The sequence below is a fragment of the Corynebacterium diphtheriae genome, assembly GCF_001457455.1.
Taxonomy (GTDB): Bacteria; Actinomycetota; Actinomycetes; order Mycobacteriales; family Mycobacteriaceae; genus Corynebacterium; species Corynebacterium diphtheriae.
Genome location: NZ_LN831026.1, coordinates 174,247 through 193,352, shown reverse-complemented (window position 1 = coordinate 193,352; position 19,106 = coordinate 174,247). Strand labels below are relative to the sequence as shown.

Annotated in this window: 14 protein-coding genes and 2 pseudogenes; 5 read left to right on the top strand and 11 right to left on the bottom strand. The window is 54.5% G+C overall.

The features are described from left to right. Positions 1-46: 46 nt before the first annotated feature. The 4 genes from AT687_RS12880 to AT687_RS00960 all read right to left on the bottom strand — a co-directional run bounded on the left by AT687_RS12880 (position 47) and on the right by AT687_RS00960 (position 5,970). The gene (locus AT687_RS12880; RefSeq protein WP_330934816.1) at positions 47-1,612 is read right to left on the bottom strand and encodes an MSCRAMM family protein; all 1,566 of its coding nucleotides are present in this window, start codon (positions 1,610-1,612) and stop codon (positions 47-49) included. Between the two features lie 16 nt (positions 1,613-1,628). Next, positions 1,629-2,834, bottom strand: a complete 1,206-nt coding sequence (locus tag AT687_RS12875; RefSeq protein WP_227889260.1) for a hypothetical protein — start codon at positions 2,832-2,834, stop codon at positions 1,629-1,631. Between the two features lie 790 nt (positions 2,835-3,624). Continuing rightward, positions 3,625-4,656 (bottom strand): aspartate-semialdehyde dehydrogenase, encoded by a 1,032-nt coding sequence (locus AT687_RS00965; RefSeq protein ID WP_014318541.1) that lies wholly within the window; start codon positions 4,654-4,656, stop codon positions 3,625-3,627. Between the two features lie 48 nt (positions 4,657-4,704). Beyond that, on the bottom strand, positions 4,705-5,970 hold the full coding sequence (locus AT687_RS00960; protein WP_014318540.1) for an aspartate kinase: 1,266 nt from the start codon (positions 5,968-5,970) through the stop codon (positions 4,705-4,707). Positions 5,971-6,160: 190 nt separating this feature from the next. On the opposite strand from AT687_RS00960, the gene AT687_RS00955 reads away from it, so the two are divergent. Continuing rightward, complete coding sequence (locus tag AT687_RS00955; protein WP_014318539.1) at positions 6,161-6,997, top strand: DMT family transporter; 837 nt, start codon at positions 6,161-6,163, stop codon at positions 6,995-6,997. A 1-nt stretch (position 6,998) separates the two neighbouring features. Here the strand turns inward: AT687_RS00955 and AT687_RS00950 are convergent, their stop codons facing one another. The 5 genes from AT687_RS00950 to deoD are packed head-to-tail and all read right to left on the bottom strand — an operon-like array spanning position 6,999 to position 12,511. Beyond that, the gene (locus AT687_RS00950) at positions 6,999-8,045 is read right to left on the bottom strand and encodes a mannosyltransferase family protein (protein WP_227889259.1); all 1,047 of its coding nucleotides are present in this window, start codon (positions 8,043-8,045) and stop codon (positions 6,999-7,001) included. A 37-nt stretch (positions 8,046-8,082) separates the two neighbouring features. Beyond that, a complete protein-coding gene (locus AT687_RS00945; protein WP_014318537.1) occupies positions 8,083-9,735 on the bottom strand; it encodes a phospho-sugar mutase in 1,653 nt (550 codons plus the stop codon). Between the two features lie 7 nt (positions 9,736-9,742). After that, positions 9,743-10,399 carry a deoxyribose-phosphate aldolase gene (deoC, locus tag AT687_RS00940; RefSeq protein ID WP_014302786.1) on the bottom strand — a complete coding sequence of 219 codons (657 nt, stop codon included), beginning with the start codon at positions 10,397-10,399 and terminating at the stop codon, positions 9,743-9,745. A gap of 34 nt (positions 10,400-10,433) precedes the next feature. Next, a complete protein-coding gene (locus tag AT687_RS00935; RefSeq protein ID WP_014318536.1) occupies positions 10,434-11,798 on the bottom strand; it encodes an MFS transporter in 1,365 nt (454 codons plus the stop codon). Continuing rightward, positions 11,795-12,511: a purine-nucleoside phosphorylase gene (gene deoD, locus AT687_RS00930; protein ID WP_010934164.1), complete on the bottom strand. Its 717-nt coding sequence runs from the start codon at positions 12,509-12,511 to the stop codon at positions 11,795-11,797. Before deoD ends, AT687_RS00935 begins: the two co-directional genes overlap by 4 nt. Before the next feature lie 484 nt (positions 12,512-12,995). Here deoD and AT687_RS13450 point away from each other — a divergent pair. Together AT687_RS13450 and AT687_RS13445 are read left to right on the top strand one after the other, a co-directional pair. Beyond that, positions 12,996-13,112, top strand: a pseudogene (locus tag AT687_RS13450) (hypothetical protein); the annotation flags it as partial. A 154-nt stretch (positions 13,113-13,266) separates the two neighbouring features. Further along, positions 13,267-13,935: pseudogene (locus tag AT687_RS13445) on the top strand (transposase); the annotation flags it as partial. 55 nt (positions 13,936-13,990) lie between these two features. Here the strand turns inward: AT687_RS13445 and AT687_RS00925 are convergent. Together AT687_RS00925 and AT687_RS00920 are read right to left on the bottom strand one after the other, a co-directional pair. Then, a complete protein-coding gene (locus AT687_RS00925; protein ID WP_014318534.1) occupies positions 13,991-15,091 on the bottom strand; it encodes an HNH endonuclease signature motif containing protein in 1,101 nt (366 codons plus the stop codon). Between the two features lie 205 nt (positions 15,092-15,296). Continuing rightward, positions 15,297-16,235 (bottom strand): sugar-binding transcriptional regulator, encoded by a 939-nt coding sequence (locus AT687_RS00920; RefSeq protein ID WP_035119116.1) that lies wholly within the window; start codon positions 16,233-16,235, stop codon positions 15,297-15,299. Positions 16,236-16,476: 241 nt separating this feature from the next. Here AT687_RS00920 and leuA point away from each other — a divergent pair, with 241 nt between their 5' ends. Together leuA and AT687_RS00910 are read left to right on the top strand one after the other, a co-directional pair. Further along, entirely contained in the window at positions 16,477-18,294 is a 1,818-nt protein-coding gene (gene leuA / locus AT687_RS00915) for a 2-isopropylmalate synthase (RefSeq protein WP_014318533.1), read from the top strand. 23 nt (positions 18,295-18,317) lie between these two features. Continuing rightward, positions 18,318-19,106 carry an NADPH-dependent oxidoreductase gene (locus AT687_RS00910; protein ID WP_014318532.1) on the top strand — a complete coding sequence of 263 codons (789 nt, stop codon included), beginning with the start codon at positions 18,318-18,320 and terminating at the stop codon, positions 19,104-19,106.

Genomic DNA, 19,106 nt, shown 5'->3' with positions numbered 1-19,106 from the left:
GGGAATTTCCTTTTAAAAGAGAGATGTAGTTTTTACGTTTGAGGTCTTATGCACGACGACGAATCACGTACCAAGCACCAGCAATCAAAGCGATCATTCCGAGCACACCACCTGCCATTCGGAAAATGTCTGAGCCCATACCACCTGTTAGTGGGAGCTTGATGCCGTTCTTCGGCTCGTTTTCGATCGGCAGAATTTTTTCTGTTCGACTTTCCGAATCCATCACTTTCCTACCGACAGAAACAACTTCACCATTTGACCTGATTTCGAACTCAAATGGAGTGGTATTCAATTTGAACTGGATAGGAGCTTTGCTTTCAACGAGACGATATTTTCCTGCTGTTAGTCCGTCAACGCGGAATTTTCCTTTTTCTTTAGAAACATCAACTAGAGAAGGATCGTCTGGCTTCGCACAGTTACTACCATCAGACGAACAATCCTTGATAGTTACTGAATACTTTTGCTTAGAATCCTCTACGCCCTCTACTCGACCGTCAATCTTTTCAAGGCTCCACTCAGATCCATCTAATAGCGCAGTTGGGGCACCAGCATGTGCTTTTTCCCATGTGACCGAACCTTGAATAACTTGGTTCGAGATAGTACCTAAATCAAGGCCCTTATGAACATGCTCTTTGCTCAATACTAGTTCTTTAGATACTGGATCTCCTAAGGCGTAGCCTTCCGGTGCATTCGTTTCTATCAAGGTATAAGTTCCCAACCCAATATTTTCAATCTTAAATGCACCAGGGTTAGGATCTTTATCTAATAATTCTTTGCAATCACCGGACACGCAGTCCTCGATTTCAATGTCCGCCTTACCCTCCGAAACTAGTTTCCACTTAGACCCACCTAATAGGCGCATTTGATCTCTGGAATCAACTTTTTTCCATGCCACAGAACCGGTATGCCTTTTATTCAGAATTGGTTTCAGAGAAACTGGATTCGAGTTGGAGTTAATTCCTTTAGATATCGTAAATTCAATACCGGAATCTAGAATCTTATAATCGTCACCAGTTTTAGTTTCACGGAGTTCATAAGTTCCAAAGGGAAGATTTCTGACTAGGAACTTTCCTAGCTGATTATTGCCGTCAACAACATCGTCATCGTTACGAAGACCACAACTGGGTTGCTCAGTTACACAATCACTAATTTTCCAAGACTTAACATCATCAGGCTGACCATCCCTACGGATAATTTCCCATTCCGTATCACCTAAGGGAAAATTAACACCATTAGGATCGGCTGCTTCACCTAATTTTTCCCATTCAACAGCCCCGCCTCTAACAGAATTTTCAAAAGTACAACTAATAGCCAAATGATTTACAGAAGATGCTATTTCTGGGATTTTTAGAGAATATTCATACTCATTATTCTTATGTAGCGCGATATCACTACCATCCTCTTCGTTGACACACGTCAATGAAGCCGAATAATCACGGATATCAGTTTCTTTTCCATGAGAATTACTCCTAGGCTTGCCTTCACGCAGAATATAAGTTCGGCCAGATCGAACAGGCAAAGGACCCACTTTATCCGATTGCTCCCCCACCTGATCACCTTTTGTATCTACTTCACCCGTAACTACGTTCCCATCATCGCTTACACGAGTTATTGATAGATTAAATTGATCAGAGGGTTTTGCACGATTGTTTACTTTTTTTCTTTAATTCAAGCGTTGGCGGATTTTGACAAGAAGCCAAATCACCACTAAGGAATTCCGATAGCTCCCCACGCGCAACAATTTCTTCAACATTAGGGTCAATTTGATAAAGGCTATCAGCAGAAGCTACCAACAAAGTACCATCACTATTTAAAGCAAAACCGTTCAAAGTTTTCCCTGAAACGGTAGAAAGAATCCCACCATTCTGCGCCTTCAGCTCTGTGTGCTCGTTAGTGTGAAAATCTTCGCTATCCGTGCCGACTCGATTTTCAGCCCTAGCTAGATCTTCCGCAGAAACGGTAAAAACTTGTGATTCTTTTCCGTCATTCAAGAGGAGATACATATCGCCGTTATCATTAAAGGCCAAGTCTCCGTTTGCGCTTATTGCACGGTCGGAAGCTTTTCCGGTTTTGATATAGCCAAGATACTGAGTCGATTGTGACTTTTCCGTATACTTCCACAGATTAAAATATTTTTTCTTTACGCCCTCATCCAAGTCGTTCGAATAGCCACCAAAATAAAAATCTCTATTTCCAAGTTCCAATTTGGCAGCACCAGCCACTAAATTGGCCACACCAAAACCAGTCGTTCTTACAGAACCCAAACGTATTTTTTTAACCTCGCTAAAACCGTTTTGAGGCGTCCAAATCCTTAAGTCAACATAGGGATCGGAGCCGGAAGATCGTTTATCATATGCATATGCAAAGGTCCCGTGATACCCGATAGCTAAGCCATTTGTCTGCTGTACCCATTGTTCGGAGAATTTACCAGGCACGCTTTGGGTAGTTATTTCCTTACCGGAAATCGTTGCTTTATATAACTTTCCCGTATCTGTAGTTAGGCCATAAAATTCACCAGGCTTACAACTCAACGCGCCTTCAACCGGCGATGCTGCCGGCTGAACGATAGACACACCGTCTTCCGGCTTTACAGGCGTTCCATCTCCACTTTCCGACCCCAGCACACCATTAGCCCCATTATCTGCAGCACCCTCATTAAAATGAGTGTTTGGACTCGTATCTAAGTGGCTTCCATCCCACGGTTGCGGAGTGCCGAGCCGATCTTCGCCTTCCACAGTCAAACTATTCAAAAGATCTTGTGCGGAAACTGTTGACGGAAGCGTGAGGCCGAATATGAGGCCTATGGTCGCAAGTTTTCGTGCGAGCGAGCGCATGGGTGCCCTTTCCAATTTCAAGAGTGTTGTTTCCTGCGTTGAGGGAGCTTTTTCATAGGAATAGCAGGTAGCATTTAATCTATTTAGCCTAATCGAGATTTATATTTCGATCAAATACTAAGCGTGTTCACATAGCCACATTTTCACGTTCATATAAGCGTGACAGACTGTCTCTCAGTTAGGGCCAAGCCAAAAACATGCGTTGACCTTTACATTTAACAAACAAACTACGCACATTTGCAAACCATGCACTTTAGATATGTATTTCATACCTCTTTTTGCGGAGTACTTTTATAAATAAACGGGGGTAGGCCTGCAACTTTAAGAATTGACGCATATTTGCAATGCGAACGTTTGCATAGTGTTGCGTGGCACACAATTGAATTCACAATACCTCAAGGCATAATAAAACAGCCCTCCACAGGGATGAACTGGCCCCCGAAAGTTGGACTGGCCAGCGTTGAACTGGTCGACGATTTCCTTTTTCACCTTGAAGGAATACTGCTGCTTGGTTGGTTTCTCCACAAGACATAGCCTGCCATGAAGCTTGAATCGATGCTCAAGCCTTCTTACCGGATAAGGGCCAACTCCTAACCGATGGGCTGCGGCCTTGTACCCTAAATCCTGGTCAAACAATGCAACGAGCTGTTCTCGCTGCAACTGGCTCAGAGAACTTTGTACTCTCAAAAGAAATACTCCCCACTAGTCGGAAACTGATTTCTCAGTCCAAATAATGAGGAGCAGTTCAGGAAGCGGAGGGCGGTGTGAAAACTGTGACCGTTTACAAGCTTTAGACCAAAAGCTCAGCAATCTGGATGGCGTTGAGTGCAGCGCCCTTGCGTAGATTGTCGCCGGAGACAACAAAGACGAGGCCCTTGTTGTCGTCTACGGTCTGATCCTGGCGGATACGGCCCACGAGGGAGTTGTCTACGCCTGCAGCAGCGAGTGGCGTTGGAACGTCCACAACGTCAACACCGGCAGCGTTTCCGAGCACTTCGCGTGCCTGGTCTGGGGTGATGGCGTTGTTGAACTCAGCGTGCACCACCATGGTGTGGCCGGTAAAGACTGGCACGCGAACACAAGTACCGGCAACCTTCAGGTCTGGCAGGCCGAGGATCTTGCGGGACTCGTTGCGTAGCTTCTGTTCTTCGTCGGTTTCCTCAGTGCCGTCTTCCACAAGGTTGCCAGCGAATGGCAGGGCGTTGAACGCGATGGGTGCCACGTAGGGGCCTAGGTCTTCCGGTGCGAGCAGGGAGCCGTCGTGAACGAGCTCTACGGCGCGGTCGCCGATCTCAGCAACCTGCTTGATCAGGGTTTCTACACCGGCGAGTCCGGAGCCGGATACCGCCTGGTAGGAGGAGACATGCAGTTTGGTCGCGCCGGCGGCGTCGTGAAGCGCCTTGACTACAGGCATGATTGCCATGGTGGTGCAGTTGGGGTTCGCAATAATGCCCTTGACCACGTCGCTCTTTGCGTCTGGGTTGACCTCAGAAACGATGAGTGGCACTTCGTCGTCTTTACGCCACGCAGAGGAGTTGTCCACCACGGTTGCGCCAGCTGCGGCGAACAGGGGTGCGTACTGCTTGGAGGTACTACCGCCTGCGGAGAACAACGCGATGTCGATACCCGCGAGGCTTTCTTCGGTTTGCAGAGCTAGGTCTTCAACCTCAACCTCTTGACCCTTGTAGGGCAAGGTGGTTCCGGCGGAACGCGCAGAGGCGAAGAATCGGATGGTGTCCAGTGGGAAGTCACGCTCTTCCAAGATCGAACGCATTACGCGGCCGACTTGGCCGGTGGCCCCGACAACTGCAACAGTGGTCATGGTATCCCCTTCGGATTATCAGTAGATAAGTGTGTAGCTTAAATGTATCTAGCGTCCGGTACCAGCGTAGACAATTGCTTCGGTTTCGCCACCGAGCTCGAACTTCTCGTGGATGGCACGGGCTGCCACATCGACGTCCGATTCGCGGATCAGTACTGAGATGCGGATTTCGGAGGTGGAGATCAGTTCGATGTTCACACCGGCGTCGCGCAGCGCTTCGCAGAACTCTGCGGTGACTCCTGGGTGGGATTTCATACCGGCGCCGACGAGGGAAACCTTGCCGATCTGATCGTCGTAAAGCACGTTCTGCCAGTCGTTCTTTGTCTGCAGGTTGCGGAGCAGTTCCATGGCGTGGGGGCCGTCGGCACGCGGGCAGGTGAAGGTAATGTCGGTGCGGTTGTCCTCGAGGGAGGAGATGTTTTGCAGCACCGTGTCGATGTTGATTTCGGCGTCGGCAAGCGCGCGGAACACTGCCGATGCGCTGCCTGGGGAATCTGGGATACCCAGAACCGTGATCTTAGCTTCAGAGTTGTCGGTCGCTACACCAGTTAGTACTGCTTCTTCCACAGGGATATCCTCCATCGAGCCGGCGACCAATGTGCCGGGATCATTGCTATAAGACGAACGAACACGCAGCGGCACGCCAAACGCGCGGGCGTACTCAACACTGCGCAATACCAAAATCTTGGAACCGCTTGCGGCAAGCTCCAGCATTTCCTCGAAACACAGCTTTTCCAGTTTCTGTGCGTTAGGAACAATGCGGGGGTCCGCTGTGTACACGCCATCTACGTCCGAGTAGATCTCGCACACATCAGCGTTAAGCGCTGCTGCCAACGCCACTGCGGTGGTATCGGAACCGCCACGACCCAGCGTGGTCACGTCCTTTGATTCGCGGTTCACACCTTGGAATCCGGCGACAAGACAGATCTTGCCCTCGTCCAAGGCTTCACGTACACGCCCTGGGGTGACGTCCACGATGCGCGCGTTTCCGTGGCGCTCCGTGGTGATCACACCAGCTTGTGAACCTGTAAACGACTGCGCTTTCGCCCCGAAGGACTCAATGGCCATGGCCACCAACGCATTCGAGATACGCTCGCCAGCCGTCAACAACATATCCATCTCGCGTGCTGGCGGAACTGGATTCACCTGTGCTGCAAGGTCGAGCAGCTCATCGGTGGTATCCCCCATGGCAGAACACACGACGACTACGTCGTGCCTCTGCTTCTTAGTGGCCACGATCCGTTCAGCGACACGTCGGATCCGTTCCGCGCTTTCTAGCGAAGAACCTCCATATTTCTGTACTACAAGTGCCACGGGGCTACGCCCTTCCCGGAACGCCACAACGCCGCGTTAACCAGCGTGTGCGTCCCTCGTTCAAGACCATGAAATTACGAATTTCTATACTACAGTCAATTTTGAACACTGCATATAATTCGGGGGTGAATAGTGCAGAGGGAGCGTCGTAAAGCAATGATGCTGCGCAAACCGTATAGGCTAAACCCCGATGTACAGCAATTTCCTCGCCATGGCGTTCGCCCTCGCCTCGGCCCTCACCATCGCATGGGGCACCGTGGTCCGGCACCGCATAGCCGAGGAAACCGACGGCTCTCCCCTCCTCGAAGCGGTCACTCGTTTCCGCTGGTGGGTCGGTAGCCTCACTGCCCTGCTCGGCTACGCGCTCCAGGTGGTGGCTCTCGGTTTTGGCACCCTTTTGGTAGTTCAACCAATCCTTGTGCTGTCGCTTATGTTCACGCTTCCGCTGTCCGCGCGTTACGACGGCCGCCGCCCCAGCCGCGACGAGATGGGCTGGGCGGGCGCGCTCACGGTGGCCGTCGCTATCCTCGTTGTGCTGGGCAAACCGGCCGCTGGTGACCCCCAGCCCCCTATGGATCGTTGGCTTCTCGCCCTCGGAATCGGCGCTGTTATTCTGCTAGCGCTGTGGTTTATTTCCGGCAGCCTCGCTCTTAATACTCGCGCCCTAGTCCTAGGGGCTATCACTGGCGGCGTGTATGGCTACGTAGCTGTTCTTTCCAAGGCCACGGTGGACATCATGACTCATGGCGGTATCACCACTCTTGTGTTTTCTTGGCAGGGCTATTCCCTGCTGTTTGGTGCGATTTTGGGCACTGTGATTCAGCAGTACGCTTTTAATGCTGGGCCGCTAAAAAATTCCCTGCCGGCGATGACCATTGTGGAGCCGATTGTGGCTTTTGCTTTGGGCTATGCGGTGTTGGGTGAGCAGTTCCAAGTGTATGGCTTGAACTGGGCGTTTATGGCGGCCGCGTTGATCACCATGGTGGTGTCTACTTTTGCATTGTCGTGGCGTGGTGTTGGGAGCTAATTTAGATCGCCCAGGGGAATACCACGATCATGTAGGCCGAGATGGCAAGTCCTCCTAGCGACCACAGAATTACCGCAGGCCAGGTGCGGATAAATGGCAGAGCGAGCAGGACCATGGGTAGCAGGAGCCGCGGGCGGGAGTGCATGATTCCGCCGCTGAGCAGCACGTTGAGGCCAATAAATAGCGAGAAGAGCCAGGGTGCGAGTGGGAGACGCGGATAAGCAACCACTAGAGCAATGATGGCGATGATCATGCTGGCGGAGCTGATTATGTAGCCGAGGCGGATGGGTTCGTGGAGGCTGTGGATGATCCAGTTGATGGTGCTGATTCCGCCGTCGAAACCCGAGCCCCAGCCTTTTTCTTGGATGCCGAAGTAGCCGCCGGCGTCGCGGGTGACCCAGGAGGCCCAGGCGAGGTAGCTGGCGGTGGGCAGGGCTGCGATTACGGCGAGGGGCAGGTGGCGTTTGGAGGCCAGCAGCAAGACGATGGCGAAGGTGGCTACGAGGTCGATTCCGGTGAGGCGTACGAGCCCTGCAAGCGCGACGAGGAGGGTTGCTTGCCGCCAGCGTTCTTGCATCATGGCGACGATTGCCCAGAGGCTTAGCGCCATGAAGGGGGCCTCGGTGTAGACCATAGTGAAGGTGCCGGACATGGGCGCTAAAAGCACCACAAGCGTTGCGACGATACGTCCGCTCGGCGTGGCGATTCCCATAAGTTCGGCGAGCCGCATGACCGCTAGGGCGAGAGCAACCGTGGCGATCGTAACAATGATCAGCCCCGATGCTTCTAGCGGCAGGTGGGTAATCGCACTGAGCAGGCGCATGGCCATGGACAGCCCTGGGAAGAATGCGACGCTGGTTTCGGGGTTGGCGAGGTAGCCGTCGCGGGCGATGGTGAGGTATTGGTCGGCGTCCCATTCCAGCGCTGCGGTGGTGATGGCGTTGGGGATTCCGGCGGTTGCTCCTGCTATGGCAAAAGCCCCGAGGCGCAACGCGGTGGTTGCGGCTACGAGGGCTAGTGCTGTGAGTACCTTATTCATACTTGTCACTAATGTAGCAAGGCTGAACGCGGAGGTTGTTTCTCTCCTACATTCCGAGGTGGGTGCGCAGTGCGGTGGCGATAGTGTCGAGGCGTTGGGTTGCTTCAGCGCGTGGGATGGTGTCACCGGTGACAGGCATGACCACTTCGAGGTAGCACTTGAGTTTTGGCTCGGTGCCGGATGGGCGGCAGATGATGCGGTCGTTGTGGTCGGTGATGAACATCATGCCGTCGGTTGCGCCCCATGGCAGGGTTGGGTCGTTGAGGTCGGTGACCTCGGTGACGGTTGCTCCTGCGAGTTCCGTTGGCGGTTGTGCGCGCAGGGTGCTCATGGCGCGGGCGATGATGGAGAGATCGTCGACGCGGAAGGTTAGCGGAGCGGTCTGGTAGAGGCCGTGCTCGCGGGCCAGGTCGTCGAGGGCGTCGTCCAAGGTACGGCCTTCGGCTTTGAGGGCACTGACGAGGCTCGCTACGACCACGGAGGCGGAAACGCCGTCTTTGTCGGCGACTGCTTCTGGGTCGCAGCAGAATCCGATGGCTTCCTCGTAGCCGAATACGAGTTCAGGGGTGCGTGCGATCCATTTGAATCCGGTGAGCGTGGTGGCGTGGGTACGCCCTGCGGCTTCGGCGATCTTGGAGAGCAGGCGGCCGGAGACGATGGAGTTGGCCATGGAGCCTGGCTTTGCGACGCTCGCACGGTATGCACCTAGCACCGCACCTGTCTCGTCGCCGCTGAGCTGGCGCCATCCGCCTTCGGCGTTAGCGTCTGGGGTGGCGACGGCACAGCGGTCCGCGTCAGGGTCGTAGGCGATGATGACATCTGCACCGATGGTGTTGGCGTGTGCTTTCGCCAGGTCGAGGGCACCTTTTTCCTCTGGGTTCGGGAAGGACACCGTGGGGAAATCTGGGTCTGGCTCGGCTTGTTCTGGTACGAGGGAGACGTTGAATCCGGCAGCGGTGAGCACCTTTTCACCCAAGGCTGCGCCGACACCATGCATGGCAGTCAGGGCGATGAGGATGTCGCTCTTCTTGTCTGCGAGGGTCAGTGCGCGGGTGAGGTAGTCCTCGCGTGGGTCAACATGTTCGATGTTGTCGGTGGTGCGTGGGATCTCGTCTGCGTACGGTGCTGCTGCGATTGCCTCGGAGATTTCTTTGTCAGCTGGGCTGATCAGCTGCACGCCTTCGGCTGGGCCTTGGGCGATGTGTCCACCGAGGTAGACCTTGTAGCCGTTGTCGGCTGGCGGGTTGTGCGAGGCGGTGACCATGATGCCGGCATCGGCACCAAACTTCTTCACACTAAAGGCGGTCAGTGGGGTGGGGTTTTTAGCTGGTAGCAGCAGGGCGCGTCCGCCGGCTGCGGAGACTACCTCCGCTGCGGCTTGGTGGAACTCTAGGGATCCGTGGCGGGCGTCGCAGCCGATCACGATCGTAGGGGTGGCATCTGCGCCGAGCTGGGTTTTTACCCAGTTGACTAGGCCGTAGGTGGTGCGCAGGATGACTGCCAGGCTGAGCTGGGATTCACCTGCGCCCACTCGTGCTCGCAGGCCGGCGGTGCCAAAAGTCAGCGGTCCGTTGAATGCCTGCTGGAGGGATTCTTCGTCGTGAGTTTTAAGCCAGCCCTCGATGGTTTCTTTGGTGCGAGGGTCGGGATCGTGGTCCGCCCACTCGCGGGCTGTGCGCTCTAGCTCTGCGTAGCTCATGATTGTTCTACTCTCCTAGTTCTTCAAGAATGGCTGCGGAGGCAGACAGACCCAAGCGGGTAGCGCCTGCTTCGATCATGGCAAGGGCATCCTTGGCAGTGCGGATGCCGCCGGAGGCTTTAATTCCGAGGCGGCCGCCCACGGTTGCGTGCATGATTTCCACTGCGTGAACGCTTGCGCCACCTGCTGGGTGGAAGCCGGTGGAGGTCTTGACAAAGTCTGCGCCAGCGTTTTCGGAGGCCTTGCATGCTGCGACGATTTCGTCGTCAGTCAGTGCTGCGGTTTCGAGGATGACCTTGAGGATTCCTGGTGCTGGGACGGCGTCGCGAACAGCCTTGATCTCGGCCTCGAGCTCGTCGAACTTGCCTTCCTTGGCGAGGGCGATGTTGATCACCATGTCGACTTCTTCTGCACCATCGGCAACAGTGCGGGCAGCTTCAGCAGCCTTGATCTCTGGCTTGACGGCGCCGGACGGGAAGCCCACAACAGTTGCTACGTGGAGGTTTTCTGGAACCTCAACTGGGAGTGCGGATGGGGATACGCATACCGAGTAGGTGCCGAGGCGGGCGGCGTCGGCGATGAGTGCCTTGAAGTCGTCGGTGGTTGCCTCTGGCTTGAGCAGGGTGTGGTCGATCATCTGGGCTACGTCGTTGCGGGTAGTCATTTTGTTGAGTCTCCTTGAGAAGTGGGTGGATGTTTTAGTGGTTTGCTACGGAATCGATGCCTGCGGCCTTTTCGCGGCTAAATAGCGCGCGGTCAGCGATGAAGTACATCACGGCTCCGACGACAGCGATCGCGGCAAGAATCCAGATCACGGCGTTGGTTCCGATGTTGAGGTTCATCAGCTTGAAGGTGTAGGCGATACCGAGTGGGACACCAATGTTGATGGTCAGGTTGTAGAAGCCAATGGCCACACCGGATTTCTCCGGCAGGATGTTGGCGAGCGCAGTGTTCACCAGTGGTGCGTAGAGCAGCGCAAATCCGGATGCGAACAGGATGATCGAGGCGATTGCCACGGCAACGTGAACCTGGATGGCGAGCGCGCCGACCACGAGGGCGACGATGATCATGCCCAGTGCGGTGAAGATCGTGCGTCGCGACGTCATCAGCTTGCCGATCTTTCCGGAGAAAATGCCGATCAGGACTGCACAGATATAGCCTGGGATCATCAGATAGGATGCCTGAGCTTGGTCTAGCCCGTGGAACTCTTTAGCTGCGAATGGCAGCAGCACGATGTATCCGAGCTGGGTGGAGTAAATGATCAGCACGAGCAGTATTGCCCATACGTAGCGACCATTTTTGAAGAACTCTGGGTTGACCACTGGGTTCTTGGCGTTGCGTACGTACCAGACAAAAATCACGATGCTGACCAGCATGAATGCCAACCAGAAAAGCTTGAAGGCCTGCATGTACTGGATAACCGAGGTAGCAAAGATAGCGATCAGGAATAGACCAACAACATCGAGGTGCGACGAGGAGGCTTCTTCTTCTGGGACGGTCTTGAGGATAAATGGCACTGCCACGATCAGGATCAGTGGGACCAAGAACATCACGCGCCAGCCGATGTAGGTAGAGATAGCACCAGAGGTCAGTGCGCCTACCAGCAAGCCGGACTGGAATGCGGCGGTAGAAAAGCCGAGGTAGGTCTTTTGGTCTTCCGCTGCGAGGTGCTTGGTCACGTAGATCACGTACAGCGTTTCCGCTGCAGCGAGGCCACCGGTCTGAATGAGGCGACCTGCAAGAACAAGTGGCCACGAGCCGGAGAACACGAATCCGGTGACGGATCCTACAACCACTAGGCCGATGCCGATGAGCATGAGTTTGCGGATCGAGATGGCGTCAGCGAGTGCAGCATAAACAACCGCACCAATGCCGATGATCACACCTGCAAGCGAGGCCTGCAGCGAGGCTGTGTTGGGGTCAATGCCCAAGCCCTCTGCCATCGGGCCGGTCATAGTCTTAAAACCATTGTCCACAATCAAACAGAAAACGAAGCTGAACAGCAGGACCGGCACTGCTGCCTTCGGATCAGTAGGCTTCAAGGTTGCGTTGTGCGTTGTCATGCGCGTGCCAATGGTAGTGCGAGTTCCATCATGTCGGTGAAGGCGCTTTCGCGCTCTTCAGCCGTGGTGCGTGCTCCGGTGAACAGGTTGTCCGACACGGTAAATACGCCCAGAGCATTTGCGCCAGCGTATGCGGCGATGGAGTACAGTGCTGCCGATTCCATCTCTACACCGAGCACACCCATGCGAGCCCAACGCTCATTCACGGTATTATCAGCGTTGTAGAAAACATCGGAGGACAAAATGTTGCCGACGTGAACCTTCTTACCCTTGCGGTCTGCCTCATCCATGAACGCCCTCAGCAGGGTCCACGATGCAGTTGGGGCGTAGGTGCCAGGCAGGTTGTACTGCTCAAGGAAGTTGGAGTCGGTGGATGCAGATGCTGCAACGATGATCTCGTAGAGGTCAATATCTTTCTGCATAGCGCCGATGGAGCCCACACGAATGACGTTGCGGGCATCAAAGAAGTTAATGAGCTCGTAGGAGTAGATGCCGATGGAAGGCATACCCATACCGGAGCCCATCACAGAAACTGGGGTTCCTTGGTAGGTACCGGTGAAGCCGAGCATGTTGCGCACCGAATTGAACTGCACAACGTCTTCTAGGTAGGTGTCTGCGATAAACTTTGCACGCAGTGGGTCGCCAGGCAGCAGAACAGTTTCTGCGATATCGACGCCCTTGGGATTGATGTGTGGGGTTGACTTTTCAGCCATGACGTACATCTCCTCGCTCGTGAATTATCTGATACTTTGAGGTTAAGCCCGAGTGGTTACAAATGTCAACGACCACTTTTACATTTGTTCTATGGTCTATATCATAGTGGCTCTTCCGGTTTTAGAGTGCATTGATTAGCTCGCCGGGGGTTCGGGCGTGGCACTACGCGGAGTGGGACGTTTTCCATAACCATGGATTGGCTGGGGTTGGCTGGCGTTGGTGGGCGTTGGTGGGCGCGCCACCCCCGCTCACCCCCGAAAAAGACGGCACTTCACACCAAATTCAGTCAAACGGCCGGTTTTCTTGCGATTTGGTGTGAAGTTCGGAGAAAAATCCTTCGAAATACCCCCGTTTAGCGGTGCTTCCAGTTTTAGAGTGCATTGATTAGCTCGCCGAGGGGTCAGGCGTGGCACAAGATACTAGGGCCTTAGCTTTGTAGGAAAAGGGTATCTAAACCATCCACCCCAAAACCAAGGACCTACCGTGCAGCCCAACCCAAATGCCATCGTCATCGAAGCCGAGCCCATCAATGAATGCCCCACATGCAGGCAGCCTAGAGTATTGCGCGACCACGTCATCCGCAGCCTAGTCGATCTACCCATCATCGACCACCCAACACGCCTTCATGTGCGCCTTCCACGCTACCGGTGCACTAACAAGCGCTGCTTGCAGAAGACCTTCCACACGGGCCTTGCCTGCGCACCCGACAATCCAAAAACCACTAACAAGGTGACCCACTGGATCCTGCAACACCTTGACCTTAGCCGCTGTCCGCGACGTGATCTACAACGACAAGCACTACCTCAACGGGGGTCACGGTCATCGGTGTTGATGAGCATCACTGGTCGCACAACCGACACACATGACGCGACGGAAACGTCATCCGCCCCGCCCGGCTTTTTGACGTTGTCCCAGAAAGAAGCGCTAACGCGTTTGCGAACATGGCTGAATAATCACAGCGAAGTTCCATAATCAGGTCACCATCATCAACATGGACGGCTTCCAAGGCTATGCCACCGCCGCTGGCGAAGTCATTTTCAACGCTACCTAAGTCATAGACCCGTTCCACGTTGTACGCCTAGCCGGTGACAAGCTCCGTGGGCGGCTTGAAAAACTGTTTGACTTCGACGACGACTACGCGCCGCTACAACAGACCTAGACCTACTACCAACAAGCAAGCAGCCAAGAAAGCCATGAACAAGCGCCGCAAGGACACCCCTCGCCTACTTCGACCACAAAGTATCCCACGGGCCCGTCGAAGCTATCAACGGCCTGCCTAGAATTCCTACGCGGCATCGCCCTAGGCTTCTGTAACCTCGACCACTACATTTTGTGGTGCCTGATCCACGCCGCCAACATCCGACACAAAATCAATGCACTCCAAAACCAGAAGAGCCGTCATAGTCCACTGGGCGGTTACTAAATTTAGGCATGCGGAATCCACGCGCGAGCAACCCCGCGCGCGCATCCCTCATCCCCTATGCCGCTTTTTTGATTTTCTTTTCTCTGCGTTGCCTAAACGTTTGCCCCGCTAGCACCCCTTCCGGTGTGGTAACCACCCTACGATCACCGATCTGCCACGTCACCACACCACCGGCACCAATCTCACAATCGACCCGACGAGACGTTTTCACATTGTGATGATGCCGACATAAACACTGAGCGTTAACCGCACCGGTAACCCCACCGAGATCATATTCTTCAACATGGTCAATATCGCACCACTGTGCTGGCACCCCACAACCAGGGAAACGGCACACCCCATCACGTCCTTGAATAAACCTGCGCATTGCTTCTGTAAATCGATAACCAGTCGACACAGCCACATCAGCGTCACCGAGCACACGAATAACAGGATGCTCAGGCACCTGAGGCAGAGCTGTTCCCTGCGGGGTGTAGGTAATCCCCGTGCCGGTGTCATAGAGGTTGATCACCACACTGGTTTTATCTTCCAACAGTAGTTGCAGGGCTGTGGAGTCATCACAGCTATGAGTCTTTTTGATATTGCGCAAGGTGGTCTCGAGTAGTTCTGCGACACCGGCGTGGATGAGGGCGTCGATGCCTGCGAGTCCGTGTCCGGCGTCGTAGATGTAGACGTATTGTTCTGGTTTTCGGGTGTTGTCGAGGTGGTAGCCGAGGTGGGTGATGGTTTTGCGTAGGAATCGGGTAATGGCCCTGGTACTGGGGATGGTTTGTGCTGGTTGGGTGGGTGTGAGCCAGCGTGTCAGGTGGGTGTCGATGGCGTCATAGTAGGTGGTAGGTAGTGCGGAGATGATTCTGGTGATGGTGATAAGTCGGGTGTCGTCGAGGTGCCAGAGTTGTTGGTAGAGGGTGTGGAGTTGTGGGAGTTGGGTGAGGTAGTAGATGGCGTCGAGGTGGTCGCAGACGTAGCGTTGGGTTTTGCCGATGCGGGTGGCGATGTCTGCGGTGTAGGTGTCAACGTCGTCGTTGTCATCGGGTTGTAGGCTGTGCCAGCGGTAGTAGTCGAATTGGATGCGTAGTCGTTCGGCGCGGCAAAGTGGGTCGTTCATGTCGCAGTGACTGTAGAACGGTTGTGTGGTTTCTCCTGTGGTGTTCATGATGTGTAGCCCCCTGGTTGTTCATGGTGGTTGCGAGTGTATCGCAGGGGCTTGACATCCGAAAGAGCATTCGAACAAAAAGGGGTAGCAGTAGGGGCTAGCGCATGTTATAGCACTATGACTACACTCAAAATCAGCCAATCAAACACAGGGGGAAATAAAAATGGCACTAGTATTCGACCGCATTAACAGCGCCACATCTTCACTACGCCATCTCTACCACGCGCTGCGCCGTAGCATGATCAATCACCACATGGGTCGCCACACCGGTACGCAAGGCAGCTTCAATCGCCGGCGCCTTCTCCAAACCGCCCGCTACCAGCACCCGTACAGGCCGCTTCTTCAAATCTGCCAGCGATATTCCCACTGTGCGAGCATCAATATCAGGGTCCGCAACCTCGCCTTGAGCATCATAAAAGCGCGAGCACACATCACCCACCGCATGCTCCATCAAGCGAGCCTGCTCGCCAGGCGACAAATACCCCAAGTTAAGCAGCAAACTTTCCGGCTTTACCGCGCCGACTGTAAACACAGCAACGTCACAATGCGCCCCCAAGTTCAGCATGGACGCAATATGTCGATCTTTTACTACCAGCTCTTTAGCTTCTTTGCTATCAAGAATGACAGGCAGCGGCAACATCATCATTTCCGCATTCAGAGCTCGCGAGAAGCGCGTCAGCGTCACCATGTCGTTAGTGTTGCGTGCAGTATGCGAGTGCCCGCCTTTAAGTTGCACCACCTTTACATCCACCAAGGGCAAGGTACGCAGATGCTCAGAAACGGCCAGCATCGTGTCACCCCACGACACACCCACCGTCATACCGTCCTTTACAACCTCTTCCAGCAGCGCTGCACCGGCATTACCCAGCTCGCCAGTCAGCCCCCGCCCCATTGCAGGGGATTGTACGACGCGGACATCGGCAAGCCCATAGCGAGCACAAAGCTTTTCGACGTACCCACCTGCAACCTCGCGAGGGTCATTCAGGGAGATGGTGACAAATCCTTTATCACGAGCATGCGATAGCAGCTTGGATACTGTAGGACGAGAAATCCCCAGCTCCTTAGCGACCTGTGCCTGACCCAAACCTGTTACGTAATAAAGTTTGGCAGCATCAAGTGCTAGGCAATCGCGGGCGTCAATCATATGTACATTTTTACCCCACTCCACCCCCAACCACGACACACCCCACAACATGTTCCACATAGTGGGATACCTAGCGCATGAGACGGGATTCATGTATGCTACTTCACATGAATCGCGCGAATCTTCTCCTTCTTCGCCGCGGCGGGTCACAGGCTTAACGTCCCTTACACACAGCCGGCTCCCCGTCGCGGAGTTCTAGTGTAGCCGGCTGCAACAAGAACCCACGTGAAGGAAACTACCAATGACCTCCCCAGATACTTTCATCTCCGCCCCTGCAGCCATTGTCACCCCACGTGGTGATAAAGCACCAGGTCAGGCTCCATGGAACACTCAGCGCAATTCCTCCATGGCAGTAAATCGATACCAGCCGTTTCACGTCGAAGTAGAAAACATCGATCTCCCCGACCGCACTTGGCCGCAAAAACGCATCACTAAGGCGCCACAGTGGTGCGCAGTAGACCTTCGTGATGGCAACCAAGCACTCATCGACCCAATGAGCCCTGAGCGCAAGCGCCGCATGTTTAACCTGCTGGTCAACATGGGTTACAAGGAAATCGAAGTCGGCTTCCCATCCGCCTCGCAAACCGACTTCGACTTTGTTCGCGAAATCATTGAGAACAATATGATTCCGAACGATGTCACCATCCAGGTCCTCGTACAAGCACGTGAACACCTGATCCGTCGCACATTCGAAGCATGCGAGGGCGCGAAAAACGTGATCGTGCACTTCTACAACTCCACATCGATCCTGCAGCGAGACGTAGTATTCCGCAAAGACAAAGCAGCAATTAAAAAGTTGGCTACCGATGCTGCCGAGCTGATCAAATCGATCGCAGTGGACTACCCCGATACCAATTGGCGCTGGGAGTACTCCCCCGAGTCCTACACCGGAACCGAATTGACATACGCCAAGGAAGTCGTCGATGCCGTCGTCGCGGTCATGGACCCAACCCCAGAAAACCCTATCATCATCAACCTGCCTTCAACAGTTGAGATGATCACCCCAAACGTTTACGCCGATGGCATTGAATGGATGCACCGCAACCTCAACCGACGCGACAGCATCATCTTGTCTCTGCACCCCCACAACGATCGCGGCACCGGTGTCGCAGCAGCAGAACTGGGCTACCTCGCTGGCGCGGACCGAATCGAGGGCTGCCTGTTCGGCAATGGCGAACGCACCGGCAACGTCTGCTTGGTCACCCTTGGCCTGAACATGTTCACCCAAGGCGTGGACCCACAAATTGATTTCTCGGACATCGATCAAATCCGTCGCACCGTTGAATACTGCAACCAGCTGCGCGTCCCAGAACGCCACCCCTATGGTGGCGACCTAGTATTCACAGCATTCTCTGGCTCCCACCAAGATGCCGTTAACAAGGGCCTGGATGCCATGGCATCCCGAGTACACCCCGGCGCGACCCACACCGAAGTCTCCTGGGACGAGCTGCGTGGAGAAACTTGGGAGGTTCCATACCTGCCGATCGACCCGAAGGATGTGGGCCGCAACTACGAGGCAGTGATCCGTGTGAACTCGCAGTCCGGCAAGGGTGGTGTTGCTTACATTATGAAGACCGATCACGGTTTGGCGCTGCCTCGTCCTATGCAGGTCGAGTTTTCTTCGATCGTGCAGGAAGTCACCGATGCCGAGGGCGGCGAGGTGAATTCCAAGAACATGTGGGACATTTTCGCCCGCGAATACTTGGATAGCACCAGCCCTGTGGAGCAAGTCTCTATGAGCGTTGATGCTGCAGAAACTGAAAACGATGAGGCTCGCATTCACGCCCGCCTGATCGTTAATGGTTCTGAGACGACTATCGAAGGCCACGGTAACGGCCCAATCGCCGCATATGCCAACGCGCTGGAGTCCTTGGGCATTGATGTTGAGGTGCAGGAATATGAGCAGCATGCCCGTACCGCAGGTGACGATGCCGAAGCTGCCGCCTACGTTTTGGCGGAGGTTAACGGCAAGAAGTTCTGGGGTGTGGGCATCGCAGGTTCCATCACCTACGCTTCCCTGAAAGCAATTACTTCTGCGGTCAACCGTGCGCTGAGTTAAATAACTACTTACACTTGGCGGACATGAAAGCAGGCACTAAAGCAGGCATGAAGGCAAGTATGAACGAGACGATTCGCACCCAGCTTAACCACCGCACTATCCGTGAGTTCACCACCGAGCAAGTATCGGAGGAGATCATGGAGCAGCTGTTTGCGGTGGCGGGGCGGACTGCCACCTCGTTGGGAATGCAAAGCACCAGCATTATCCGTGTAACTGACCCCCAGTTGCGGGTACGCTTAGCCGAAATCGGCGCCCAGGAATATGTTGGCCGTGCCCCCATCTACCTGCTGTTTATTGTCGATTGCCATCGCAACGCAGGTATCCTCCAAGAGCTAGGCGCGGACCCTGCCGGTGCTGCGACAGCCCGCAACTTTGTCCAGGGGTTCACCGATGCCTGCCTCACGGCACAAAACGTGTGCATCGCTGCGGAATCGATGGGCTTAGGCGTGAACTTCCTCGGCAACGTCCATAACGATGCTGCGGCTGTGATCAAACTGCTGCAACTACCTGAGCTCACTTTCCCAGTTGTGGGCATGACACTGGGCTGGCCTAATCAAAAGCCGCAGCTTAAACCACGTATGGCCACCCCATTGCGCACAATGGAAAATGGTTACCATGCGCCCGACTCGTGGCTGGAAGCGCTTAGTGACTACGACCAAGAGATGACCACCTACTACGATCTTCGGGATGCCAACCGGCGCGTAGATAGTTTCACCCGTCAGGTGCTCGCAAAAAATCCTGCTACAGGAGACGACTCCGATAAACGCAATCACACCTTCGCGATCGCCCGCGACCAAGGATTTAACCTCTAG

Coding starts and splice junctions, on each gene's coding strand:
- AT687_RS12875 (WP_227889260.1), bottom strand. CDS start 2,834: ATGCGCTCGCTCGCACGAAAACTTGCGACCATAGGCCTCATATTCGGC.
- AT687_RS00965 (WP_014318541.1), bottom strand. CDS start 4,656: ATGACCACTGTTGCAGTTGTCGGGGCCACCGGCCAAGTCGGCCGCGTA.
- AT687_RS00955 (WP_014318539.1), top strand. CDS start 6,161: ATGTACAGCAATTTCCTCGCCATGGCGTTCGCCCTCGCCTCGGCCCTC.
- AT687_RS00945 (WP_014318537.1), bottom strand. CDS start 9,735: ATGAGCTACGCAGAGCTAGAGCGCACAGCCCGCGAGTGGGCGGACCAC.
- deoC (WP_014302786.1), bottom strand. CDS start 10,399: ATGACTACCCGCAACGACGTAGCCCAGATGATCGACCACACCCTGCTC.
- AT687_RS00935 (WP_014318536.1), bottom strand. CDS start 11,798: ATGACAACGCACAACGCAACCTTGAAGCCTACTGATCCGAAGGCAGCA.
- deoD (WP_010934164.1), bottom strand. CDS start 12,511: ATGGCTGAAAAGTCAACCCCACACATCAATCCCAAGGGCGTCGATATC.
- AT687_RS00925 (WP_014318534.1), bottom strand. CDS start 15,091: ATGAACACCACAGGAGAAACCACACAACCGTTCTACAGTCACTGCGAC.
- AT687_RS00920 (WP_035119116.1), bottom strand. CDS start 16,235: ATGATTGACGCCCGCGATTGCCTAGCACTTGATGCTGCCAAACTTTAT.
- leuA (WP_014318533.1), top strand. CDS start 16,477: ATGACCTCCCCAGATACTTTCATCTCCGCCCCTGCAGCCATTGTCACC.
- AT687_RS00910 (WP_014318532.1), top strand. CDS start 18,318: ATGAAAGCAGGCACTAAAGCAGGCATGAAGGCAAGTATGAACGAGACG.